At 67.1% G+C, this 23,123-nt stretch carries 28 protein-coding genes, 4 pseudogenes and 1 riboswitch; of the genes and pseudogenes, 14 read left to right on the top strand and 18 right to left on the bottom strand.

Annotated elements, in window-relative coordinates:
• Window positions 1–82 precede the first annotated feature (82 nt).
• The 7 genes from CJ179_RS37945 to CJ179_RS37915 all read right to left on the bottom strand — a co-directional run bounded on the left by CJ179_RS37945 (window position 83) and on the right by CJ179_RS37915 (window position 5,325).
• Window positions 83–1,429: a dipeptidase gene (locus tag CJ179_RS37945; protein WP_095864916.1), complete on the bottom strand. Its 1,347-nt coding sequence runs from the start codon at window positions 1,427–1,429 to the stop codon at window positions 83–85.
• 3 nt (window positions 1,430–1,432) lie between these two features.
• A complete protein-coding gene (locus tag CJ179_RS37940; protein WP_095864915.1) occupies window positions 1,433–1,879 on the bottom strand; it encodes a hypothetical protein in 447 nt (148 codons plus the stop codon).
• Window positions 1,876–3,339 (bottom strand): APC family permease, encoded by a 1,464-nt coding sequence (locus CJ179_RS37935; RefSeq protein ID WP_095864938.1) that lies wholly within the window; start codon window positions 3,337–3,339, stop codon window positions 1,876–1,878. Before CJ179_RS37935 ends, CJ179_RS37940 begins: the two co-directional genes overlap by 4 nt.
• 129 nt (window positions 3,340–3,468) lie before the next feature.
• On the bottom strand, window positions 3,469–3,858 hold the full coding sequence (locus CJ179_RS37930) for an SHOCT domain-containing protein (protein WP_095864914.1): 390 nt from the start codon (window positions 3,856–3,858) through the stop codon (window positions 3,469–3,471).
• 34 nt (window positions 3,859–3,892) lie between these two features.
• Entirely contained in the window at window positions 3,893–4,174 is a 282-nt protein-coding gene (locus CJ179_RS37925) for an SHOCT domain-containing protein (protein ID WP_095864913.1), read from the bottom strand.
• A gap of 20 nt (window positions 4,175–4,194) precedes the next feature.
• Entirely contained in the window at window positions 4,195–4,644 is a 450-nt protein-coding gene (locus tag CJ179_RS37920) for a DUF6325 family protein (RefSeq protein ID WP_095864912.1), read from the bottom strand.
• Window positions 4,645–4,863: 219 nt separating this feature from the next.
• Window positions 4,864–5,325: a hypothetical protein gene (locus CJ179_RS37915; RefSeq protein WP_095864911.1), complete on the bottom strand. Its 462-nt coding sequence runs from the start codon at window positions 5,323–5,325 to the stop codon at window positions 4,864–4,866.
• Window positions 5,326–5,624: 299 nt separating this feature from the next.
• Between CJ179_RS37915 and CJ179_RS50960 the strand changes: the two genes are divergently transcribed.
• Window positions 5,625–5,978: a hypothetical protein gene (locus tag CJ179_RS50960; protein WP_143548987.1), complete on the top strand. Its 354-nt coding sequence runs from the start codon at window positions 5,625–5,627 to the stop codon at window positions 5,976–5,978.
• A 988-nt stretch (window positions 5,979–6,966) separates the two neighbouring features.
• On the opposite strand, the pseudogene CJ179_RS37900 reads toward CJ179_RS50960, so the two are convergent.
• The 3 genes and pseudogenes from CJ179_RS37900 to CJ179_RS37890 form a co-directional block, all read right to left on the bottom strand.
• Window positions 6,967–7,272 (bottom strand): annotated as a pseudogene (locus tag CJ179_RS37900) (M24 family metallopeptidase); the annotation flags it as partial.
• A 51-nt stretch (window positions 7,273–7,323) separates the two neighbouring features.
• Window positions 7,324–7,707: a hypothetical protein gene (locus CJ179_RS37895; RefSeq protein WP_095864909.1), complete on the bottom strand. Its 384-nt coding sequence runs from the start codon at window positions 7,705–7,707 to the stop codon at window positions 7,324–7,326.
• Between the two features lie 361 nt (window positions 7,708–8,068).
• A complete protein-coding gene (locus tag CJ179_RS37890; RefSeq protein WP_095864937.1) occupies window positions 8,069–8,428 on the bottom strand; it encodes a hypothetical protein in 360 nt (119 codons plus the stop codon).
• A 183-nt stretch (window positions 8,429–8,611) separates the two neighbouring features.
• On the opposite strand from CJ179_RS37890, the pseudogene CJ179_RS37885 reads away from it, so the two are divergent.
• Window positions 8,612–9,000 (top strand): annotated as a pseudogene (locus tag CJ179_RS37885) (hypothetical protein); the annotation flags it as partial.
• An 85-nt stretch (window positions 9,001–9,085) separates the two neighbouring features.
• Window positions 9,086–9,400, top strand: coding sequence for a hypothetical protein (locus tag CJ179_RS37880; protein ID WP_095864908.1), 315 nt, complete (start codon window positions 9,086–9,088; stop codon window positions 9,398–9,400).
• 499 nt (window positions 9,401–9,899) lie between these two features.
• Here the strand turns inward: CJ179_RS37880 and CJ179_RS37875 are convergent, their stop codons facing one another.
• The 5 genes and pseudogenes from CJ179_RS37875 to CJ179_RS37855 form a co-directional block, all read right to left on the bottom strand.
• Complete coding sequence (locus CJ179_RS37875; protein WP_095864869.1) at window positions 9,900–10,199, bottom strand: WhiB family transcriptional regulator; 300 nt, start codon at window positions 10,197–10,199, stop codon at window positions 9,900–9,902.
• Window positions 10,200–10,334: 135 nt separating this feature from the next.
• Window positions 10,335–10,712, bottom strand: a complete 378-nt coding sequence (locus tag CJ179_RS37870) for an SHOCT domain-containing protein (protein ID WP_095864907.1) — start codon at window positions 10,710–10,712, stop codon at window positions 10,335–10,337.
• Between the two features lie 30 nt (window positions 10,713–10,742).
• Window positions 10,743–11,046: pseudogene (locus tag CJ179_RS37865) on the bottom strand (SHOCT domain-containing protein).
• A 189-nt stretch (window positions 11,047–11,235) separates the two neighbouring features.
• Window positions 11,236–11,499 (bottom strand): DUF6308 family protein, encoded by a 264-nt coding sequence (locus tag CJ179_RS37860; RefSeq protein WP_257016003.1) that lies wholly within the window; start codon window positions 11,497–11,499, stop codon window positions 11,236–11,238.
• A 64-nt stretch (window positions 11,500–11,563) separates the two neighbouring features.
• Window positions 11,564–11,761 (bottom strand): hypothetical protein, encoded by a 198-nt coding sequence (locus CJ179_RS37855; protein ID WP_257016002.1) that lies wholly within the window; start codon window positions 11,759–11,761, stop codon window positions 11,564–11,566.
• A gap of 383 nt (window positions 11,762–12,144) precedes the next feature.
• Here CJ179_RS37855 and CJ179_RS37850 point away from each other — a divergent pair, with 383 nt between their 5' ends.
• Window positions 12,145–12,351 (top strand): hypothetical protein, encoded by a 207-nt coding sequence (locus CJ179_RS37850; RefSeq protein ID WP_179377820.1) that lies wholly within the window; start codon window positions 12,145–12,147, stop codon window positions 12,349–12,351.
• Between the two features lie 129 nt (window positions 12,352–12,480).
• Window positions 12,481–12,714: a Clp protease N-terminal domain-containing protein gene (locus CJ179_RS53385; RefSeq protein ID WP_257016001.1), complete on the top strand. Its 234-nt coding sequence runs from the start codon at window positions 12,481–12,483 to the stop codon at window positions 12,712–12,714.
• 260 nt (window positions 12,715–12,974) lie between these two features.
• Here CJ179_RS53385 and CJ179_RS37840 read toward each other — a convergent pair whose 3' ends face one another.
• Entirely contained in the window at window positions 12,975–13,256 is a 282-nt protein-coding gene (locus CJ179_RS37840; RefSeq protein ID WP_095864906.1) for a helix-turn-helix domain-containing protein, read from the bottom strand.
• Window positions 13,256–13,594 (bottom strand): type II toxin-antitoxin system RelE/ParE family toxin, encoded by a 339-nt coding sequence (locus tag CJ179_RS37835; protein ID WP_257016000.1) that lies wholly within the window; start codon window positions 13,592–13,594, stop codon window positions 13,256–13,258. The genes CJ179_RS37840 and CJ179_RS37835 overlap by 1 nt, the downstream gene beginning before the upstream one ends.
• Window positions 13,595–14,300: 706 nt before the next feature.
• Here CJ179_RS37835 and CJ179_RS37830 point away from each other — a divergent pair.
• Entirely contained in the window at window positions 14,301–14,840 is a 540-nt protein-coding gene (locus CJ179_RS37830; RefSeq protein ID WP_179377819.1) for a DUF3558 family protein, read from the top strand.
• A 218-nt stretch (window positions 14,841–15,058) separates the two neighbouring features.
• Here CJ179_RS37830 and CJ179_RS37825 read toward each other — a convergent pair whose 3' ends face one another.
• On the bottom strand, window positions 15,059–15,646 hold the full coding sequence (locus tag CJ179_RS37825) for a cation transporting ATPase C-terminal domain-containing protein (RefSeq protein WP_373560182.1): 588 nt from the start codon (window positions 15,644–15,646) through the stop codon (window positions 15,059–15,061).
• Window positions 15,647–15,665: 19 nt separating this feature from the next.
• Here CJ179_RS37825 and CJ179_RS37820 point away from each other — a divergent pair, with 19 nt between their 5' ends.
• The 8 genes and pseudogenes from CJ179_RS37820 to CJ179_RS37790 all read left to right on the top strand — a co-directional run bounded on the left by CJ179_RS37820 (window position 15,666) and on the right by CJ179_RS37790 (window position 23,109).
• Entirely contained in the window at window positions 15,666–16,043 is a 378-nt protein-coding gene (locus CJ179_RS37820) for a metalloregulator ArsR/SmtB family transcription factor (protein WP_257015999.1), read from the top strand.
• Between the two features lie 189 nt (window positions 16,044–16,232).
• Entirely contained in the window at window positions 16,233–17,249 is a 1,017-nt protein-coding gene (locus CJ179_RS37815) for a magnesium and cobalt transport protein CorA (RefSeq protein ID WP_095864935.1), read from the top strand.
• A 118-nt stretch (window positions 17,250–17,367) separates the two neighbouring features.
• Window positions 17,368–18,348 (top strand): VWA domain-containing protein, encoded by a 981-nt coding sequence (locus CJ179_RS37810; RefSeq protein WP_095864902.1) that lies wholly within the window; start codon window positions 17,368–17,370, stop codon window positions 18,346–18,348.
• 418 nt (window positions 18,349–18,766) lie between these two features.
• Window positions 18,767–19,855, top strand: coding sequence for a magnesium and cobalt transport protein CorA (locus CJ179_RS37805; protein WP_373560185.1), 1,089 nt, complete (start codon window positions 18,767–18,769; stop codon window positions 19,853–19,855).
• A 26-nt stretch (window positions 19,856–19,881) separates the two neighbouring features.
• Window positions 19,882–20,007 carry a hypothetical protein gene (locus tag CJ179_RS53380; protein WP_257015998.1) on the top strand — a complete coding sequence of 42 codons (126 nt, stop codon included), beginning with the start codon at window positions 19,882–19,884 and terminating at the stop codon, window positions 20,005–20,007.
• A 253-nt stretch (window positions 20,008–20,260) separates the two neighbouring features.
• Window positions 20,261–20,623: a hypothetical protein gene (locus tag CJ179_RS37800; protein ID WP_095864900.1), complete on the top strand. Its 363-nt coding sequence runs from the start codon at window positions 20,261–20,263 to the stop codon at window positions 20,621–20,623.
• A gap of 160 nt (window positions 20,624–20,783) precedes the next feature.
• A riboswitch (M-box (ykoK) riboswitch) is annotated at window positions 20,784–20,957 on the top strand.
• Window positions 20,958–21,259: 302 nt separating this feature from the next.
• Window positions 21,260–21,367, top strand: a pseudogene (locus tag CJ179_RS54225) (hypothetical protein); the annotation flags it as partial.
• Window positions 21,364–23,109 (top strand): ABC transporter permease subunit, encoded by a 1,746-nt coding sequence (locus CJ179_RS37790; protein ID WP_095864899.1) that lies wholly within the window; start codon window positions 21,364–21,366, stop codon window positions 23,107–23,109. The pseudogene CJ179_RS54225 and the gene CJ179_RS37790, both read left to right, overlap by 4 nt.
• Window positions 23,110–23,123: the final 14 nt, after the last annotated feature.

The raw sequence follows: 23,123 nt of genomic DNA, 5'->3' as shown, positions 1-23,123 counted from the left end.
CTAGAGGGCCGGTGCTTCGTGGTCGGCAAGACCACCTCGTGTGCGGCCATGGCTTGAGTACCGCGGGCGCAAGGAAGTCCAGTCAGCTGTCTGTGTTGGCGTAGAGCTGGAGGAAGCGTGCTTCGACAAGGGACATGGCCGCGATTTCGGTGGGGTCGACGCTTTCGTTGGGTGCGTGAATCAGGGCTTGTGGTTCCTCGACGCCCATCATGATGATCTCGGCGTCGGGGAAGGTGTCGGCGAGGACGTTGCACAGTGGGATCGACCCGCCCTGCCCCAGCAGTGCCATGGGCCGGCCGTACGCGTCCTGCATGGCGGCATCGAGGGCCCGGTAGGCCGGTCCGTCGGTGCGTGCTCGAAACGGTGCTCCGGACGCTTCCAGTTCGATGTCGACTGCGGTGCCCCACGGCGCGATTGAGCGCAGGTGCTCGATCAGCGCCTGCTGTGCCTGTGCGGGTTCGAGTCCGGGTGGGATGCGTAGGTTCAGCCGGGCGCGCGCTCGGGGTGCGATTGCGGCCGCCGATCCGAGCACCGGCGGGCAGTCGATACCGAGGATGGTCAGCGCCGGGCGGGCCCAGAGCATGTCGGAGACGGTGCCGTCGCCGAGCAGCCGTGCGGAGTCGAGCAGGCCGGCGTCCGCGCGGAATTGTTCGGGCGGGTAGGGCTCCCCGGACCAGGTGTCGGTGTTGTCCAACCCGGTGATTGTGGTGTTGCCTGCGCTGTCGCGCAGGGTCGCCAGCATGGCCACCAGGGCGGCGAGGGCGTCCGGGGCGGCGCCACCGAACATGCCCGAGTGCACCTCGGAGGTGAGGGCGTGCACGGTGACCACGACATTGACCATGCCGCGGAGGCTGACCGTGGCGGCGGGTCGGCCGACGGCGGCGTTTCCGGTGTCGCAGACGAGGATCGCGTCGGCTCGCAGCAGATCGGCGTGGTCGGGGACGAAGGCTTCCAGACCGCCGGTGCCCTGTTCCTCCGAGCCTTCGACAACCAGCTTCAGGTGCACCGGCAACTCGTCGTCGAGGGCGCGCAGCGCCGTCAGGTGGGCGAGGATGTTGCCTTTGCAGTCGGCGGTCCCGCGTCCGTACCAGCGTCCGTCCTTCTCGGTGAGCTCGAAGGGAGGACTCTTCCAGGCGGTGTCGTCTAATGGTGGCTGGACATCGTAGTGCGCGTAGAGCAGCACGGTGGGGGCCTGCGGGTTCGGGCAGTTCCTCGACCCCACCACGGCGAGGCTCCCGTCGGCGGTTTCTTCCAGACGGACGTCGGCGAAGCCGAGTTCGCTGAACTTCGTGCGCACCCAGTCGGCGGCGTGTCGGCATTCTTCGGGTGGGTACTGGCGCGGGTCCGCCACGGATCTGATGGCGACGAGTTCGGCGAGTTCCTCCCGCACCTGCGGCATCAGACCGGTGATGCGCTCCTTCAGATCCATCGCCTACTCACCTGCCACGTCACTGGTCGCGAGGCCGTCGACGAACTGCTGGAATTCGGGTAGCTTCTCGGGGCAGTAGATCTCGATGATCAACTGTTCCCCTTGGACCACCCGGTCGTCCACGACGACCGGCCGGGTGCCCGGTCCGCCGGCTCCATTGACCATCTGGGTGAGCAACGTGGCCCGGGCCAGGGGCGCATTCGGGTTGGCGCAGATCGCCCCGCCGTCGTCCCCGAGCACCCCGACGATCTGGTCGTGCGACGGTGTGCGGGCGCCGGCCTGGTCGAGGGCCGCGATGAGCTGATCCGCCTTGGCCTCGGCTTCTCGGTTCGACGACACATAGGGAAACAGGAGCAGGGCGATGACGGTGAGGATCACGATGATGAATGTGACGAGACCGTAGATGATCATGCGGTCGCGTCGGGTCGAGGCTTCCGATCCGGTGGTCATGACGAGCTCACCTCCGGTTGGTCGGGTTGCTTCCAGGAGGGTTTCCGCATCCGGTAGAACAGGAACGGCACCAAGAGCCCGAGGCCGAGTGCGCCGGCGGCGACGAACAGGAAGTACACCCCGGCGTTTCCGCCCCCGAACTGCGAGGGTGGGACGAACCCGATCAGCAACGCCGCCAGGGACGCGGCGAAGCCGACCCCGCAGAGCCCGACGAGCATCGGTGCCCGGTACCCCCGTGGGTGGTCGGGGAACTTGCGGCGCAGCCGAACCGCGGCGACGAACATCAGCAGGTACATGATCAGGTAGACCTGGGTGGTGATCACCGAGAAGATCCAGTACGCGCTGGACACGTCCGGGATGAAGGCGTACAAGAGGGCGATCACGGTGGTGACCAGACCTTGCGTGACGAGAATGTTCTGTTGCACGCCTTGCTTGTTCACCCGCTGCAGGAACGGGGGCAGATACCCTTCCTGGCGGGAGATCAGCAGCAGACCCTTGGACGGTCCGGCCAGCCAGGTCAGCATGCCACCGAGTGATGCTGCCACGAGCATGATTCCGATGATCGGTGTCAGCCATTGCCAGCCGAATTGGGCGAACACGGCGTCGAAGGCCTGCATCACGCCGGCGGTCAGGGAGAGTTGTTCGGCGGGCACCACCCAGCTGATCGCCAGCGCGGGCAGGATGAAGATCAGCAGCACCAATCCCATGGCGAAGAACATCGACCGCGGGAACTCCTTGGCCGGGTTGCGCAGCGAGGAGACGTGCACCGCGTTCATTTCCATCCCGGAGTAGGACAGGAAATTGTTGACGATCAGCACGAGGCTGGCGATCCCGGCCCAGGCGGGCAGCAGATTGTCGGCGGTCATCGGGGCCGCCGAGGGGTTGCCCTGGCCGAGGAAGACCATGCCGAGGATGACCAGCAGCGCACCCGGGATCAGGGTGCCGATGATCAGGCCGCCGCTGGCCAGACCGGCGACACCCTTGGTGCCACGCGAGGAGATGAAGACGCCGGACCAGTAGGCGACCATGATGACCAGCGCGGTCCATACCCCGTTGCTGGCCAGGTCGGGGTTGATGACGTAGGCCAGGGTGCTGGCGACGTAGCCGAGCAGGCTCGGGTAGTAGAAGATGGTCATGGCGAACTGGCACCACACGGCCAGGAACCCCATCGGCTTGGAGATGCCGAGGGCAACCCAGTTGTAGACGCCGCCTTCCCACCCCGAGGCCAGCTCCGCCGAGACCAGTGAGGTCGGCAGCAGGAACACGATCGCCGGGATCAGGTAGAGGAAGACACACGCAAGGCCGTAGACGGCCATGGTCGGCGACGGCCGCAGGCTGGCCACCGAACTGGTGGTCATCAGTGCCAGCGCGATCCAGGAAATCCAGGACCCCGCAGGAGCTCTGGTGCGTGCCGCGGCCTCGACGGGAGGCTGGTCGACGGGCCCGTCCACCGTGCTCATGACCCCCACCCCCGCCCGCGCCGACGGAACGTGACGGGGGTGTCCGTGCGATCGATCATGGCCGTTGCCTCTCCTTTGATGGCGGCAGTGCGGGGTGTGAGAAGGGCTGTGCCTCGGCGCCTTTCGGTGCTAGGTCAGCGCTCTGCTCTTGAGGGTCTCGAACTCCTGCGGGGTGATCGCCCCCGAATCGAGCAGCGCCTTGGCGTCGGCGATCAGCTGGGCCGGGGACTCGCTCGTGCCCGTGCCCGCGACGTCCCGGATGTGGGTGTCCTGAGCCTGTTTGACCTGCGCGAAGGCGGCCGCGGACCGCTCGGTCATGCCCTCGTTACGCACGATCAGGTAGATCAGCGCCGACAGGAACGGGATCAGGAACAGAAACAGCAGCCACAGCGCCTTGAGCCACCCGGACATCTGATGGTCACGGAACAGGTCGGTGATGATCTGAAACAGCACCATCAGGTAGGACACGAACAAGAAGGAGACGATGACGAACCAGAAGAACTCCCAGAAACTGTCCATTGTCGGTGCTCCGTCTACTCGGTGATTCTCCGGGTCAGGAGGCCAGGATCTTGGCCTTCTCGGCGTTGAACTCGTCGTCGGTGAGGACCCCCTGCTTGTGCAGTTCCCCGAGTTGCTTCAGGGCGGTCAGACGATCGACACCGCCTGCGGGCGGCGGCGACGCCGGTGGGGCGGGCGCCGGCGCGGGCGCCGCCGGCGGCGGCGACTCGCCCGCGCCCCAGCGGCGGCCTTGCCGCCGCGAGACTCGGTTGGACACGGTGGCCGCGGTTCCCGCGACCACGGCGGTGCGGGCAATTCCGCGGAGAAGTCCGGGCATGATGTGCTCCTCACGAATATTCAGATGGGGCCATCGAGAGCATCGAGCGCCGCCAGGATGCCCTGGACGGGGATCCGTCCCGATGCGACGAGTTGGGCGCCTTCACGGCGTAGCGCGGACGCGAACGGTGCGGCCCAGCGGTTCTCGTACACCAGGATCGCTCCGGCGCAGCCCGGTTCGAGGACGGCCGCCGCCTGCTCGAGGTCCACACGGTCGATCAGGCCCGACGATGCCTCGGCGAACAGCGTCACATCGACGGTCCCGGTGAAGCCGAGATCCTCGACGGCGATCCCGGCGAGCGATCCGTCGGCGCCTTTCCGGACGAAAACCAGGTCGAGTACCCGGATGATCTTTCTTTCGACCAGGTCGAGCAGCAGGGGAAGAGCCGAGCCGTCGGGCGGGTGGTCGGCCGGAAACTCCACGACCAGGTAGTCGATGGGCCCGACGTCGTCGAAATCAATGCCGGTCACTGCTTCGACCTCGCTTCTGACGACCGCAGCGATACAACATCGGCGCAATATCTGCGCCTGCGGGCATGCGAAATGCCTCGTCCCAGCACGCACAGTTTCCCATCCGCGACCCAGGATGCGCCGGAAAACGACAACACCCGACCGCGCCTGCCGAGCCAGAAGTTTTCGTCCGGACTCGTCGTAACCCTCATCGAGCAGCCGAAACGAACACTCCGCCGCCTACCGAGCCGGTGTGCTCACCGGTGCGGGTGGCACCCGGGTGCCGGCGGGTTCGGTTGCCATCGCGTGGAGAAACACCCGGAAGCTGAGGGGAATCCGGCAGGTGCCGCCCGGTTGGTCGAGGAGGAAGCCGGGGCCGCCGACGCGCATGAGGAACCGTGCCATGGTGTCGGTGACCCCGGCGCTCGCGGCGAGTCTGAGCAGGGCCAGGCGCTCGCCGGCCTCGAGGCGCGCCCACAGGCTGGTGTAGTGGACCCGATGGGCAGACGGGACGGCCGTGGGGCACCAGTAGGTGAAGGTGAATCGGCGGATCACCGCGGTACCGGTGGTTTCGGTGGTGCGCAGCTGCAGTCCCCGCCAGCCGGTGACCCCGCGCTCGCGGAGTTCGGCGGCGGCCACTTCCAGTGCTGCGTCGCCTGTCAAAAGTCGGGGCAAGTCGAGGACCACACGATCGAGACCCATCTTTTTACGCTACGGGACCGACGGACCGCACCGGATCGAAAATGGTCGGGATCGGGCGGACTCTTCTCTCCCCCACGACGACCACGGCGCACAGGTCAATAGGGTGATCAGGCGGTCGTAGCCGGGGCCCGGACGACCTGAACCCACCGCCCCCGGAGTCCGCGATCCGCGGCAGCACGTGCGCCTCCATCACCGGCGCGTCACGGAGACGGTCACGCTGTCGCATGTGCCACCCTCGAAGGCGGTTAGCCCGTCAAGGGCGGCGTGAGGGAGGAGCCGGGCCGCAGGGCGAAAGCTGCGTGGTCGGTTTCGTCGGTCTCGTGAAAGGTACGCACGATATGTGGACGTTTGCGGAGCTACGACAGCTAACACGCCTGCGCAGGCGCGACCCCCCTCCTCCCTGGTCGTTCGACTGGCTCGAAGAACTCCGCTCCGATGTCCTCGCCCGAATGATCACCGAGCGTGAAGAAGAGCTCGAATCACTTGTTCCACAGATGAAGTCGGCCGCCGCGACCGATCAACCGCCGGACCGATTCACGGGGCTGTTCGATCAGGTTCTCAGGCTCGCCGGGCAGCGGACGCTACTGACCGAAGAGCAGATCAGGCGCGGGCAGACTCGCGGAACTGCCAGACCCGAACCCGCCGAGAATTGACGCGAGTGTTCCCACCGGACGACGATCGCGGCGCTCTCGCCGCACCCGGAGAGTCGGGCGAGGACCTCCTCGCCCGGGCGGTGACTGCCGCCCTGACACAGGGCGTCATGGGTGCAGATCGGCGCCCGGCGGGGTTCCCGATCCGTGCAGCGCCCACTGCGAGACACCCGACCTGCAATGGCAGAGGTGATCGTCGGCAGAGCACGAAAACGTGCGCGGACAACACATCCACACCATCCCGATCCCCACCGACAGACCGCACCCCGGACCAGAAAACGCCGACCGTTTACCGCATACCGCGAGCCGTCGTGGGTATTCCGGTCTGACGGGTACCGACTCGCCCATCCTCGGTGCCTGGAGGTGATCGGCGAGTTCCCCCTCACCTCCGTTGCGGCCAGTTGTGTGTTCCGCGTAGACCTGGAGGAAGCGGACCTCGACGAGGGACATTGCCGCGATTTCGGTGGGGTCGACGCTCTCGTTGGGTGCGTGAATCAGCGCTTGTGGTTCCTCGACGCCCATCGGAACTATCTCGGCGGCGGGGTAGGTGTCGGCGAAGACCTTGCACAGTGGGATCCGACCCGCCCTGCCCCAGCAGTGCCATGGGCCGACCGTACACGTCGTGCATGTCGGCATCGAGGGCCCGGTAGGCCGGTCCGTCGGTGCGCTTGAAGCGGTGCTCCGGAAGCTTTTCGTGTGCACCCAGTCGGCGGCGTGTCGGCATACTTCGGGTGGGTACGGCGCGGGTCCGCCACGGATCTGATGGCGACGAGTTCGGCGAGTTCCTCCCGTGCCTGCGGCATCAGACCGCTGATGCGTTCTCTCAGGTCCATCGCTCTCATGCTCCTGCCCTGTCGGCGGATCCCGCCGCCCCGCGCTGACCTGTCATCGCGCGTGCCTCCCGGTGCCGGCGCAACCGCGGTGCCGTCCTGGTCGAAGTGCTGCGGTGGTGCACAACTCGCGCTCCTGGTCGATGCGGCATACGGTCCGGCTAGTCGACGGTCCGCAGATCGCGGCCGGTGTTGTTCAGGCGCCGTCCCCCGGTCTCGGTGACTGTGACGATGTCCTCGATGCGAATCCCGAACCGGCCGGCGAGATAGATCCCCGGCTCGATCGAAAAGCACATGCCGGGAACGAGTGTCTTCTCCTCACCCTCGACGATGTACGGGGGCTCGTGGGTGGTGACCCCGATCCCGTGTCCGGTGCGATGAAAGAACTGCGGCCCGTACCCGGCCTCGGTGATCACTGCCCGGGCCACCCAATCGATTTGCTGACAGCTCACCCCGGGCCGGACCGCATCGAACAGGACGGGACGGTCGTGCAGGCGCATCGATTTCCGTCACATGCCTCAGTCCCGGGGGCTGTTACCGGGGCGGGAGGGTTGGTGAGTTGCCGGGTGGGTGGCGCGGCGGCGTTCTCGAAAGCGTGCCCGGTGGTGCACCATCACGACGTCGGTTTCGGTGTGGATGTTACTGGGGTGGCGGGCGATCGCGTCTTGGAAGGCGGCGCTGCGTCGACGGAGGAAGGTGGCGTGTACCGCCGCCGTGTCGTCGGCAAGGAGGTACGCCGCGGCACCGTCGCAGTCGAGGAGGAACTTCCCGTACGCCCGCCGCACCGGCGCCTGCTCGTCGAAGATCACCGGCAGCACCACGTCGTCGACCAGGTGGAACGGGAAACGAACGAGCCGGGAGGCGGCCCGTATCAGCGCTCGCGCCACGGCGCCCAGTCCCATGGCCTGATCGTAACGCCAGGCGCGGGCTGTGGTGACGCGGTCACGGGGCCGGGTCCCGACGGGCCTGGCTCACCAGGTCGGAGCCGAGCCACCGCCCTGATCAGCATGTATCCGAAATTCGGAGCTCGCTTCACGCCGTCGCGGGGCCCGATGCGCCGGCGCGCTTGACCCCTCCTCGCCGTGGGGTACCCCATGTCGGCGGGGTACCTGAGAAGAGTCGACACCATTACCGGATGCGGGCACAACTGAACCGAAACGCGCTATTGCAGCGCGCGGCGGAAGAATTCGACCGTCACGGTTATGTGCATGCCGCGCGCGAACCGACAGCGAGGCTGGTTCCGCGGTGTCTGCGGGGGATGCGTCAGGCGTACTCGACTGCGGCGAGCGTGCCCAGTGAGTTCCAGATCGCTTGGTAGCGCCTCCGGGTGAGGTCGTCGGAGTTGGCGAGGAGGGCGTCGAACAGCGACCGGGGGTCGGCGTGCCAGGACTGCACGAGCGTGTCGATCTCGCGCGCGGTAAGGAAGCCGGAGCGGGCGGCGGCGAGGATCCAGTCGTCGAACTGGTGTTGCCGGATCCGTGCCACCGCGTCGAGGTCGAGTGGCCCGTCGCTGGTGTCGACGGAACACATCGCCGCGACCAGGTCGTGGAGCGTCTGTGTATGGATGGGCATGGCGGCCTGGCCTGTGCCGTCGGTATCGCTGACACACTGTTCGGTGGTCATGGTGTGCACCTCCTCGGGTGCGCTTTTCCGCAATCGAGTTTTTGTAAACACGGGGGGCAAAAGTCCTTGGATTGGGCGATGGCATCACTGTTCACATCTGTGTTGTCGGATTCGACGGAATGTTGCCGCCATCAAGTCGCGGAGTAGCGGGTCGGCCATGCGCGGTGTGGCTCATCAGCGTGCTACAACCTGCTCCCCTACCTCACCGGGGAGGTCGACACGTCGCCGCGCCGGGGAATGGTCTTTTCTCCGGCGACTGCGACGTGCTGGGCATCCGGTTCGACAACTGGAAGAGCGTGTTCATGGAGCAGCGGGCGCAGGGCACCCTGGGGCTGTGGGCGGAGCCGTTCACCGCGCTGCGGGTACCCAAGCTGTTCAATCTGCGCACCGACCCCTTCGAGCGGGCCGACATCACGTCGAACACCTATTGGGACTGGTTCCTCGATCACGACTACATCGCCATCTACGGAACGTTCCGGCCGCCCGGGCCTCCAGGCCGGACATCAGGGGTATCTCGCCGTCCTCCACGGGAGGATAGCCACGGGAGGATAATGGGGTCCACCACCGGATGACGGCGCTGGACGCGCCCGCTCGGCGAGCGACAGTCACGACTCCCATACCGGGTGTCGGCTGGAATGGAATCGAGAGTGACCACCCATGACAACGATCACCAGGCGTGCGGTCATCGCAGCGGCCGCCATCGCCTTGTTCACGGCTCCGGGCGTCGCAACGGCCGCCCCGAACATGCACGGCGATCCGAACACACCAGGGACGCAAGTTCAGTTTCACAACGACCAGGGCGATTCCAACAGCTACACGTGCGGCGCAGTCGGAGTCGGCGGGGCAGGAGTCGGATCGAACCCCGGCGGTGGAACCGGCCAGGTCAACGGCACCTTCGGGCCGGGACCAGTCCAGGGAGGATGCGTAGGCAGCGACGGAACGGTCTACTTCCCCACCGGCAACGCCGAGTGACCCCGACGGGCCGGGGCACGTGCTCGAGCCGTCACGACCTCAGTCCATACGCGGAGGGCAGCTAGGCGCCCGCCCGTCTCGTCTCCGCTTATCCGCATTTCCTGTTCGAGGCGCGACGGGTCGGAGAAGCGCGCGGCCAAACCAGCGGTGCCAGACCCTGGTGGTGGCGTCGAGCCGCGCCATTGCCTCGTCCGTGTTGGTGGGGATGTCCCCTCGTCTGCCCGCGACAACGCAAGGAAGTGCCGCGCGCGTACACGGCCGCCCTCGATTCCGAGGGCTACGGCTCGGGCGCCGTAATTGCGCCCTACACACTCATCGGTACCGGATCCAGTGGGGCCGCCCGGCCCACTGCGCACCCGAACCACCTGTTGGAGGAGGTGGGTCGAAATCGCCTTCGTGAAACCCGGTGACCATGACGGCTGTCAACGGACACGAGGAAGTCCGGGCCCTGCGATGTGATCGCACCGGACACTGCCCATGTCGCTTACACGGACGATCGTCAGGTCCGAGGGCCGAGAAAGGCGGACCAGGACACGACCTCGGGATTCTGTTTGAGCAGTGCCCGCCGCTGGCGTTCCGTCATGCCACCCCACACCCCGAACTCGACACGCTTGTCGAGCGCATACGCACCGCACTCCATCAGCACCGGGCAGTGCCGACACAGGAGCGCGGCCTTGCGTTGGGCTGCACCCCGTACAAAAAGTTGGTCGAAGTGACCATCCCGACACAACGCCCGCGTTCTCCAGTTCAATCCGTCGACGTCGTATTCGATGCAGGTATGCCTGGTGGCGTCGCTCATGCGAATCGTTCCCCTCTCGAAGACCGAACGGAATCGGGCGGCCTGGCGAACAGTGGAAACACCGCCAGGACCGCCGCCGCGCCACCCAGCCCAGCCCAGCCCAGCCCAGGAGCCGAACCGGGACCGGCGCCGCCGTTACACCAGTGACTTGGACTTGATCGCTTGAAACTCCGGTTCGGTGATCACGCCGGAGTCGAGCAGCGCCTTCGCATCCGCGATCTGCTGAGCCGGAGACTGCCCGGCCACCTCCCGGATGTAGCTGTCCTGGGCCTGCTTGACCTGGTGGAAGGCCGCCGCGGACCGCTTGGTCATGCCCTCGTTCCGCACGATCAGGTAGATCAGTGCCGACAGGAAGGGGATCAGGAACAAGAACACGACCCACAGGGCCTTGAGCCACCCGGACATCTGGTGGTCCCGGAACAGGTCGGTGATGATCTGAAACAGCACCATCAGGTATGCCACGAACAGGAAAGTGACGGTGACGAACCAGAAGAAATCCCAGAAGCCGTCCATTAGCGGCGCTCCGTCCACTCGATGATGCGGTTAGGAGGCCAGGATCCCGGCCTTCTCGGTGTTGAACTCCTGATCGGTCAGCACCCCGTGATCGCGGAGTTCGCCGAGTTGTTTCAGAGCGGAGATCCGGTCGACCCCCGGCGCCGGTGGGGGCGTCGGCTGCGGGGGGAACTGCTGCGCCGGTGCTGATTGATGCCGGTGCTGATTGATACTGTGAAGCAGGCTGTTCGGCGGCCCACCGTCGACCCTGACGGCGCGAGACCCGATTGGACACGACGGTCGCGGTACCGGCCACCACGGCGGTGCGGGCAACTCCGCGGAGAAGTCCTGGCATTTCTCACTCCTCGGCCACCCGACCCTTTTCGAGGCTAGGGCTTGGTGCCGACGGGGGTCTCACCCGCTGCGGGTGAAATTGAACCGTCCTGGATCGGGAGACCTCGTTCAGGCCACCTCGAGGGCAGAGGCGGTGTCCGGTTCGTCGAAACCAGGTCCCGAGCCGGGCCCACCGCCGTCAGGAGGGCATTCAGCGCCTCCGCCTGAGTGTCCAGGATCGCCCGCGCCGCTTTCGGTGGGACCTACCGCCGACAGGAACACCCGCCGCGACCAGATCGTCCGCGGTGAACCGGTCCACCTCCCCCACCCGGTCCCCGGTGCTGGACCAGGCGTCGAAGTGCGCGCCGACGTAGGCGTCGTCGCCCAGATACGGGCGGTCGTAATACCTCGTCAGTGCCGTGATCGCCGCAGCATCCGAGTCCATGGCGAGGGTGGTGGGCAGCCGGAATGTCATACCCCGCACCCTCTCACCCTTCAGGCGACCGCGACCGGGAACCGAGCCGGGGCGGGGGCGGTCGCTACGCGCCGGATCCGGAATCGGAATCGGAATCGGTGTCGGCCGCGGCGCTGCCGACGGTCGTCTCGGGCAGAAGCGTGCGCGCCTTCTCCGCCAGATCCGGCAGACCCAGCACACCCCGCCAATCACCGTAAGCCCGCGCCGGCGCGACCAGAGCCAGTTCCTCGTCCCAGCACCACCGGGCTGGTGGGGTACGCAACCCGCGCCACGAACCGGGCGACCTCGTCGGCCGTCAGAACCTTCCCGAGCGGCGGCATGGTTGCCGCATTCTCGGTCATGGCATCCCCCATTGTCTGAGCTGACTGGACGTGGTGTGGACCGTATCGCGTTGCGGGCGTGACCCTTCCGCCGTCACAGGGACGTGCCCTCTGCCCAGTTCAGTGACAGGAATGCGCGGTGATCGATGCGCACAAAGAATGGCCTGACGGCGAGTGCACCACCACTCGCGTCTTCGACGGCACGGACCGCTGGAGGACTGCGAACCCGCCGCCCGGACCCCGAGTTCGTGCCGCGGCGCATCTGCAGCTCGGCAACTTCAGGCGCCCGCACCAGGCTCGCTGGTGAGAGGCCCTGGCACTGACAATGCTCCCAGCCGCACTATTCGCGGCGGCACTCACCACCGTCACGCTCGATGACGTCCCCATGGTCCTGCTCGTGACGATCACACTCACGCTGGTCGGAATATTCGTGTACGCCATCTACGCGCCGGCACTGGCGACCCAATCCCGCGCCTACCCCATCACCCGATGGCGGCACCGGTTTCGGGTGACGGGGCTGACGAACTGCTGACGCCGGGGCAGACATCTTTTGATCTCCTCGCGCACACGTTGTGCACCGGTCCGTAGAGAATCCGAGGACAGGGTGCTCAGTGCGGTTCCGTGGATCTCGTCCGACGTCAAGGTGCAATCGGAGCTGACTATGCTTCTGCCAAACCATGCGTGTTGCGACGACCGCTGGAATCCGCCGCCCCGGCAGCGGGGCACATCCCGAACACCGGCGAAGACGAAGAAGGTCCTCGAGGGCAGCCTGCACCAGACCGCCCTGCCCGGACACGAGGAAATCGGCACCGACCACCTACTCCTGGCCCTGCTCGACGACCCCGCCTCCACCGGCGCTGAAGATCCTCACCGAGCTTGCATCCCTACGCATTAGCGAGATGCGTGAGCACCTCAGACGCGAACTCGCCCGCAGGCCCACCCCAGGCCCCGCCCACCGCATCCCATCCGGCTCAACGACGACGAATACACCCGCGCCCACACCGCCGGCCAGAACCTCGAAACCTGGATCCACGAACGGCAGAAGAAACCCCGGCAGCAGACCAGCGGACACGCCCAGCGAAATCCGCCAACCCTTCCCCGACCCAGACCGCCCGACCCGAAACCCCCGTACAGCCTCGGACGAGGCTTCAAGTGCTACGCGGCAGCACTCACCGTCATATCGACGTGAAGTCCGGCGGCCGACACCATGTTGACCAAAGCATCCAGACTGAACAGGTCGATCTTTCCTCGAATCAGATCCGACACCCGCGGCTGGGTCACACCAAGCCGGGCAGCCGCATCCTTCTGGGTCCACCCTTCGGTCTCGATACGCCGAGACAGCGCAATCAACAGAGTCGACCGCAGCCGCATGTTCTCCGCCTCCTGCGGAGTGTCCTCGATCGCATCCCACACGCTGTCGAAGATTTCATCGCTCATCACTGCTCACCCTTCCCGCCACCCGCTATCACCTGCTGGTACCGCTTCGTCGCGGTAGCCAAGTCCGCCGCCGACGTTTTCTGAGTCTTCTTCTGGAAGCAGTGCAGTACAACCACCCGGTCTGCCAACTTCGCCACGTAGATGACACGGAAAGCTCCCGATCGATCGCGTACCCGTATCTCCCGCACACCAGAACCCACACTCACCATCGGCTTCCAGTCCGTCGGCTCGAGCCCCTGCTGAACGCGGTCGAGTTGATAACCGCACTGACGACGAACCGCACCGGGGAATCCACGAAGATCCTCCAGCGCGGTACCCATGAACTGGATGTTCTTCACACCACGAGTATACAAACTTTTGTATGGATCGGCACCGGCCACCCGACCAAACCAAGAATCCCCGTCACCTCCGCAAAGAACCCACACCGGAGACCGGCGATACCGACCCGGGAGTAGAACCCACGTCCGATCAGCGGTGAGGTGGCGGTCACGACGTGTCTAGAAGGAGAAGGACTTCGACACCCTACGCTCGATCCTGGCCGACGACGTCACCCGACCCCTGCCCCTGACCGAAAGCACCAGCCCGCAGTACGGTCTCGGAATCTCGGTCAGGCGTCTGGCCGAACTCGATCTCCGCCGCCGGCGGCGGGCTGTGCTGCGCGCCACGCTGCCCGGTTTCGCACCTCGTCAGATCGTGCCATTGATTCGGAAGCCGTCCACGAACTCACACGAAAAAGGCGAGGCGGGTCACACCCAAGGCCTCAGATAATCGCGGTAAACACACTTCGTCGCCGACCGGCCTGGGGAAGTCGTCCGACCCGAGCGTGCATAAGCCATCGCCTCAAGTTAGTCGAGCAGTGCGTCGGCGAGGGTGCCGTAACGGTCATTACGTGGCAGAGGTAGCGACTCGACGAGCCCTCGATCGTCCACGGGATGCGAAGATGGATCGGATGACGTCAACCGGGGAGCGCACCGAGGTCTCCTGCGAGTCCGGACCGCAAACGGAGCATCCGACATCTGATGATCTGGACGAATGGAGCAGTCTGTGACCGCCTTCTCAGCTTGCGGCACTGGAGTGTCCGTCGTCGCGGCGGTCGTACTGCTGGCGGGATGTTCCGCGGATCCTACGCCGGATGAGGCACCCGCGGCCGCGGCAGTCACCAGTCCGCTCGCTCGCTGCGAGCCGTTGACCGACGAGCAGATCACGCAGGCTGTCGGGGCCGAGGAGCTTACCTCTCAGCTGACTCCGCCCACCTGCGTCTGGAATGCAAAGACCGCAGACGGCGAAACGGACCTCACCTTCGCCTTCTCCGAGCAGGACTCGCTGCTGCAACTGTGGCACCGTGCACTCCAGGACGGATTCGAGACCGAACACGTGGTCCTCAGCCGTGAGGCGCTCGGGACGACGATCACCGCAAACGGCTTCTCCACCCGCGACCCGCGTGACCCGGGAAGCTGCGCGGTGTCCGCCGCAGCGAACGGAACACTCACGTGGCACGTTCAGAACCGCTCCCACGCCCCGCGGCCCGACCCCTGCGCGGCCGCGCTCGAGCTGGCCTCCCTGACAATTGTTCTCGCACCCTAGTCCTCTGGCCTTGGCCTTGGCCTCCGGGTGCACACCGCGGCCCGCGACTCGTCGAGTTCACCGGCCGCCATTGTGAGCTGGCGGCGTGATCGATCGCCGGTATTTCCGCCCGGTGGTCCGAACGGGCGGGGTGGCTGTCGCGGCGATCTGGATCGTGCGGGAGTGCGGTGTGGCGGCCACGACGGTCGTCGCTCCCTCGCCCTCCTGCACGCACCCTTTCAGACGGCCGTCGGGCAACCGTAGGTCACGGGTAGCTGGGCTGGGTGCGGACCCATCTGCTCTCGAGGGCGTGGGCGGTCGCCAGGTAGGTGGCGAGGATCAGCGCCAGCCACGGGAGAAAACACCGTGGGCAGCGGTGTCAGCCCGGTCCAGTGCGCGACGGGCAGGAAGGGCAGCGCCAGGCCGGCGACGATAACGGTGACGACCGCGGCCGGCACGGGGCCCGGCGGCGCCGCCGCGCGGAGACCGTGTCGGGATCGGAGCACGAGCACGACGAGGCCCTGGGACAGCAGGCCTTTGACGACCAGTCGGGTGTGGAAGATCGCCTGGTCGGTGGCGGTGTCGGCGTGCAGGATCCACCACAACACCCCGAAGGTGGCAAGGTCGAAGATCGAGCTGAGCAGGCCGAACACCACCGCGAAACGGGCCAGCCGGCCGGTTGGAAGCGGCGCGGGGTGCGGGGGTAGTCGGGGTCGATGCGGTCGAAGGGCAGCGCGAGCTGGGTGGTCTCGTAGAGCAGGTTCTGCCCCATCAGCTGGACGGCAGCATCGGCAGCAGCATGCTGGCGAGTCGGAAAAGTCAATCAATTGCGCAAGGATTATGGGTGTGCCACGCTACCCACAGTTGGAGGATGATGTGACCGAGGACGTGTCGCCGCCGCGGGCACCGATTGCGGCGGCCGAGCTGCACGCGAGTGCCGCCCTGTTCGGCATGCTCGCTGCCACCGCCCGCCTGCACATCATCTGGCTGCTGTGCGAGGGCGAACGGGACGTCGGCACGCTCGCCACCGAGGTCGGTCAGACCGTCGCCGCCGTCAGCCAGCACCTCGCCAAGCTCAAGCTCGCCGGGCTGGTGCGTGCCCGTCGGGAGGGTCGGCGCATGGTCTACCTGGTCGACGATCCCGGCGTCGCCGAGATCGTCGCGCTCGCACTCGGCCACCACCCCCGCCGCGACCACCGCACCCGCGGCGGTCGCACCGCCTAGTCCCCGTCGCCGACTACCCGGCCCACGCAAAGAAGGTGATCCCATCGAGAGCGTTGCCTCGCTGAGGTATTCGTCCGGAGCACACCGGCCGGGTGGGACATCGACACCGCGCCCCAGCGTGCGGTGCGGTGCGGCGGCGCGGGGGGCGGATCGGTGGTGCGACAGCGCGGCCGGAAATGGGGGGTGGACATGACCATCGTGGACAACGCGGTCTATGTGGAGGGTGTGAGGGCCGCGAGCCCGGACACGCTCGAGAGCACCTACGAGATCCTGCGAGCCCGGGAGGGGATGGCCTGGATCGGACTGTACCGGCCCGGTCTGGACGAAATCGACTCGGTGGCCCGCGAATTCGCGCTGCACCACCTGGCGATCGAGGACGCCGTCACGGCCCACCAGCGGGCCAAACTCGAACGCTACGACAACACCCTGTTCGTGGTGCTGCGCCCGGCCCGGTATCTCGACGACGTGGAGAAGGTCGAGTTCGGAGAGCTGCACGTGTTCGTCGGACCCGACTTCGTCGTCACCATCCGTCACGCGGAATCGCCCCACCTGGCACTGGTGCGCCACCGCATGGAACAAACCCCGGCCTTGCTGCGCCTGGGCCCGGAGGCGGTGCTGTACGCCATCTTGGACCAGGTCGTCGACGAATACGAACCGGTCATCGCCGGCCTCGAGAACGACATCGACGAGATCGAGGACCAGCTGTTCACCGGTGACGAATCCGTCGCCCGCCGGATCTACGACCTCTCCAGCGAGGTGATTGCCTTCCAGCGCGCCACCCACCCTTTGGTGGGCATGCTCGAGGCCCTGCAACGCGGGTCGGAGAAATATCACGTCGACCTGGAACTGCAGCGGCACCTGCGCGACGTGCACGACCACACCCTGCGGATCTGTGAGCGGGCCGATTCCTTCCGGGCGCACCTGCAGACCGCGCTGACCGTGCACGCCACTTTGGTCGGGCAGCAACAGAACGCGGAGATGCATCACCTCACCGAGGCCAGCGTCGCCCAGAACGAGGAGGTCAAGAAGATCTCCGCCTGGGCGGCGATCCTGTTCGCCCCCACCCTGGTCGGCACCATCTACGGGATGAACTTCGACCACATGCCCGAACTGCACTGGGCCACCGGCTACCCGGTCGCGCTGGCCCTGATGCTGATCACCTCCCTCGCCCTGTTCGCGGTGTTCAAACGACAGCGCTGGCTGTAGAAGAGAAAAGAAGAGCCACGATGACCCTCGATCGCCACCCCCGGTACCCCGACGCCGCGGCCGGCAGCCGCGGTGACCGGGCCGAATCCTGGTCCGCCGCCGCGACGGCGGTGTAGCGGTGACGTTCCCCGAGTTCCGTTCGCCGTGGTGGCTGCTGTTCGCCGCGGTCGCGGTCGCGGTCGCGGCCGGGTACGTGCTGGTGCAGCGGTGGCGGCACCGCAACACCCTGCGGTTCACCAACCTCGCGCTCCTCGAGAAGGTCGCACCGCACCGCCCCGGCCCGAAACGGCACCTCCCGGTCGCGTTGATGGTGGTCGGGCTGCTGCTGCTGGCGGTCGCGTTGGCCGGGCCCACCGCCGCCCAGAAGGTCCCCCGCAACCGGGCCATCGTCGTCCTGGTGATCGACGTGTCCCTGTCGATGCAGGCCACCGATGTGACACCGTCCCGGATCGCGGTGGCGCAGGAGGCCGCCAAGGCCTTCGCCGACGACCTGACCCCGGGGATCAACCTCGGGCTGGTGGCCTTCTCCGGCACCGCCTCGGTCCTGGTCGCGCCCACCACCGGGCGGGAAGCCGTCAAGCGGGCGATCGACCATCTGCAGCTGAGCGAGCGGACCGCGCCCGGCGAGGGCATCTTCGCCGCCCTGGGGTCCATCGACACCCTGGCCGCCGTCCTCGGCGGCAGCGATCAAGCCCCGCCCGCGCACATCGTGTTGATGTCCGACGGCAAACAGACCGTTCCCGAGAGCCCCGACGATCCGCGCGGCGGGTACACCGCGGCCCGGCTGGCCCACGACAAGGGGGTGCCGGTCTCCACCATTTCCTTCGGCACCCGCCACGGCACCGTCGCCATCGAGAACGAACGCATCCCGGTCCCGGTCGACGACGACGGGCTGCGGGAGATCGCCCGGCTCGGCGGCGGGTCGTTCTTCACCGCCTCCAGTCTGGACGAGCTCCGCTCGGTCTACGACACTTTGCAGGAGCAGATCGGGTACGAGATCACCCGCGGCGACGCCAGCCGGACCTGGTTGGTCGCCGGCTCCCTGTTCGTCTCCGCCGCCGCCGGCACCGGTCTCGCCCTGAACCGTCGCATCCCCTGACACCGGGTGTCGGGGCATCCCCACAGTCCACCCCGCACCCTGCTACCGTCCCGACCACCCACCGACTGTTCCGACTACCCACCGCTGACAGGGGCCTGATATGGGTTGGACCACCGACGACGGTGCGCACGAGGGCCGGGCGGTCGCCGTCGCGCCCGATGGACGCGGCTCGATCGGATTCAACCGCGGCGAGGTGCTGTTGCCGGGCGGAGACCGCATCCCCGAGGCGGAGGTGGTGGGCTGGCGCGGTCAATGCGGCTGCGGCTGGACCGGTCCGCACTGGACACGGGTCCCCGACCCGGATCGGGCCGACCGCACCCGGCGGGAGGTGTTCCACCGCGGCGGTCCGGCAGATCCGGATCTCGAGAACCGGATCCGGGCGGAGTGGGAGGCGCACGTCGCATCCGCCGACACCACGGTGGCCGACACCGCGGCCGCCGTCGATGCGGCGGCGACACCGGCCCCCGCGTTCGAGACCGGCCAGTCACCCGATTCGGCACGCCTGACCTCGCCGACGGTCGTGAACTGCGCGGTCTATGTCGACGGGGTACGGCTCCCCGGCCGGTTCAGCCACACCGACGCGTATGCCGAGGTGCGGGCCCGCGGCGCCGGGTTCGTGTGGCTCGGCCTCTACGAGCCCGGTACCGAGCAGCTCAGGGATGTCGCCGAGACGTTCGGGTTGCACGAGCTGGCTGTGGAGGACGCCCTGGAGGCGCACCAGCGGCCGAAGATCGAGCGTTACGACGACACCCTGTTCGCGGTGCTCAAGACGGTGCACTACGTCGAGCACGAGTCACCGACCACGGCCAACGAGATCGTCGAGACCGGCGAGATCATGGCCTTTCTCGGCGCGGACTTCGTCGTCACCGTCCGGCACGGGCAGCACTCGGCGCTGCATCATCTGCGGGCCTGGCTCGAGGCCGACCCCGAGCGGCTCGCGCTCGGGCCGGCGGTGGTGCTGCACGCGATCGCCGATCACATCGTCGACGACTACCTCGCGGTCACCCGGTCCGTGGAGACCGATCTCGACGTCCTCGAATCGATGGTCTTCGATCCGGCCACCCCGATCGGGGTGGAACCGTTGTACCTGATGAAGCGGGAGATCATCGAAATGCGCCGGGCGGTACTGCCACTCGCCGCACCGATGCACCGACTGGCCGCCGTGACGACCCCGGCGGTGCCGAAGAAGGTGCGCTCGCATTTCCGCGACGTCGACGATCACCTGAGCACCGTGACCGACCGGATCGCGAACTTCGACGTCCTGCTGACCACCCTGGTGGACGCGACGTTGGCCACCGTGGCGGTGCAGCAGAACAGCGACATGCGCAAGATCACCGCGTGGGCCGCGATCATCGCCGTGATCACCAGCGTGGTGGGCGTGTACGGCATGAACTTCGACTTCATGCCCGAACTGCATTGGAAGTACGGATATCCGATGGTGTTGGCGGTGATCGCCGCGGTGTCGGTATTCCTGTATCGCATCTTCTCCCGTAACAGGTGGTTGTAGCCGGGCCGAACGGAGGAGGGCGCGTGATGAAGCGGTGGTTGAGAAAGCCGTGGTTCTGGCTCCTGGCCGTCGCGGTGGCCTGGATCGTGCTCGTCACGGTGCAGATCGCGATGGGGATGGGCGGCACCCCCGGTGGGAGCGGCGCCCCCTGACAGGGCCCGGTCCCACCGGCCCGGGCGTCCCGTTTCCGGCACCCTCTCACAGGGCCGGAGCGGGTGGGCTCCGGACGCGATCCTGGGTGGTGGGTGCGTCAAGAGCGCGTCGGTTTCGGCGGACTCGGTGTCAAGGGATCGCTAAGACAAGCGTTAGCAGGACGCCTCAGGGGTAGGTGTGGAGTTGGGTCCGCACCGCACCTGGTACGGACCGCCACCGAAGGTGGGCATTCGAGGAGGGAGCGGGTTGCTCATGACTCGTATCTGGTGGTGGCCGCGACACGCGTCGCCCCGTGGCGCGGCGTCACCGGCCGCGGATTCCTACCCGGACCTACGAGAACGCCTGCCCGCGGAGTTGCGTGACCAACCCGACGACCAGATCCCGTTATTGTGGCTGGCGTGGTCCGAAGCCCGGTCCGGATACGACGCCGGCCACCTGATCCGCACCTTCCAGCTGGCCCCGGGGCTCGCGCATCGACTCGTCGACCTCGCGCACGAGCGGCACCGCGAAGATCGACTCGCCGACGGGACGGTGCGGCCGCCGCGTGCCGAGGATCCGGGTGGCCCGGAGCGCAGGCGAAAACCCCCGACACTCGGCGCAGCCAACCACGGGTGACGGTCAGCACACGGATCGGGCCCTGCCGGCACCGCGAACAGTGCCCGCGTGGTGGCGTCGGCCGAGCACACCGACACTGTTCTCACACAGCCGATGTCGGCGCGTTCAGCGAATCCGCGGTTGCGCGGGTATCCGGTCGGGGTGTTTACTGTGCCATGCAAGGTGCCATCGTTCGCTGAGGCTCCTTCGCGGATACAGGCCAGCGACCCCGAACGTCGAGAGACGCCCCGGGTCAGGACAGGCTTCCCCGGCTTAAGGGGTCGCCCCGATTGGCTCCCGACCGATGGTTGGGTGACGCCGCGAAGTGCCAAAGGTCTTACGAGGAGAGGTGCCTCCGGCGTCCGGTGCCGGTCCTCTCTTGCGGCGCTCGGCCGAGCGAAGGGAGGTTGTCGATGAGTGACGGCAGTCATAGTCCGCATCTACCGATAGCCCCCACCGCATCGCGCCGACGGCCGGCACCCGCGCGGGTATAGCACCCACCGCGCTCAGCTAGTCCTGGCCCGGTCGCGGTGTCCACCGCGACTCAGGAGCCGACACATGGTCTGGAATCCCCATGGCATCAACCTCTTTCACCTCACCGCGACCGAGGGACGCGTCGAGGTGCGGGCGGACCTGCTCGGCGACTAGCGGGACGACCGGCCGATGGAGTCCGCGGTCAGCCGGCTCAGCCTCGAACCGTCGGTGACCCGTGTGCGCTGGCAGATCCGCAGCAACCGACCAGGAGAAATTGGGGCCGACGCATGAACGTGCTGCGTTCCTACCCGACCCGCGACGTCCTCGACCGGCCCCGCGCCCGTTGGGCCGACGTCGCGGTGTTCCTCGGTGCCGCGGTGCTGTTGTGGCTGATCATCGAGGTGTCCTCCGGGTTGAACGTCCCGTTCGACGAGACCACCGCACCGTCGACGGTCTCCACCGACCCGGCCGAGCTGCCGTATTACGCCGCCCGGTCGCTACTGCGCATGTTCATCGCATTGGGGCTCTCGCTGGTGTTCACCTTCGTCTACGCCACCGCCGCGGCCCGCTCGCGGCGCGCGCGGAAGGTGATGCTCCCGGTCCTCGACATCCTGCAGTCGGTGCCGATCCTCGGATTCTTGTCGGTGACCATCACCGGGTTCATCGCCCTGTTCCCCGGCTCCCAGCTGGGCCTGGAGTGCGCGTCGATCTTCGCGATCTTCACCTCGCAGGCCTGGAACATGACCTTCGCGTTCTACCACAGCCTCTCGTCGCAGCCGCGGGAACTCGACGAGGCGGCCCGGAATCTGAGATTGTCACGCTGGCAGCGGTTTTGGCGGGTCGATGTGCCCAGCGGCATGATCCCGCTGGTATGGAACGGGATGATGAGTTTCGGCGGCGGCTGGTTCTTCCTCGTCGCCTCCGAGGCACTGTCGGTCAACAACCACCATTACGCCCTGCCCGGGATCGGCTCCTATGTCGCCTCTGCCACCGATGAGGGCGACCTGGGCAAGGTCGTCCTCGCGATGGCGGTCATGGTGGTCATGGTGGTCATGGTGGTCGGGGTCAACGTGCTGTTCTGGCGCCCGTTGACCGCGTGGGCCGAACGCTTCCGGGTCGAGGAGTCCGAGGCCAGTGAGGCACCCCGCAGCCTGGTGCTCAATGTGCTGCGGCGCTCGCACGTTCCCGCCCTGCTGGGCCGGGCGCTCGGCCGGGTCGTCGCACCGCTGGATCGGATCATGTGGGTGTTCGGGCTCGCCGAGCATCCGCTGCGGATCTCACTGCGGCGTCGGCGTGCCGGTGACCTGGTGTTCGCCGGCGCGGTGATCGCGGTCATCGGGTACGGGGTCGCCCGCGCGGTCGGTTACATCTCCTCGACCGTCGGCTTCGGCGAGGTCGGGCACGCACTGGGTTTGGGGCTGGTGACCTTCGGCCGCGTGGTGGTCCTGGTCGTGATGGCGACGATCGTGTGGGTGCCGATCGGGGTGTGGATCGGATTGAACCCGAGAGTGTCCCGGCTGGCCCAGCCGGTGGTGCAGGTACTGGCCAGTTTCCCGGCGAACTTCCTGTTCCCGGTCGCGACCGCCGTACTGGTCTCGACCGGCATCAGCCTGAACTGGGGCGGCATCATCCTGATGAGCCTGGGCGCCCAGTGGTACATCCTGTTCAACGTCATCGCCGGCGCCAGCGCCGTGCCCAACGATCTGCGGGAGGCCGCGGCGAATCTGCAGCTGCCCCGGAAGCTGTGGTGGCGCAGGCTGATCCTGCCCGCGATCTTCCCCAGCTACGTCACCGGCGGCATCACCGCCGCCGGCGGCGCCTGGAACGCCTCAATTGTCGCCGAGGTGGTCACCTACGGTTCGACCACCCTGGTCGCGACCGGTCTGGGCGCCTACATCGCGGAGGCAACCCGCGACGGTGACGCGCCGAGAATTCTCGTCGGCGTCGTCGTCATGAGCTTCTACGTCGTGGGCCTCAACCGCCTGTTCTGGCGGCGCCTCTACGACCTCGCGCAGCGCCGCTACGCGCTCTGACCGAACCTACGAAG

The organism is Rhodococcus sp. ACS1 (assembly GCF_002300155.1).
GTDB classification, from domain to species: Bacteria; Actinomycetota; Actinomycetes; order Mycobacteriales; family Mycobacteriaceae; genus Rhodococcus_F; species Rhodococcus_F koreensis.
This window is presented reverse-complemented; position numbering and strand designations above follow the sequence as displayed.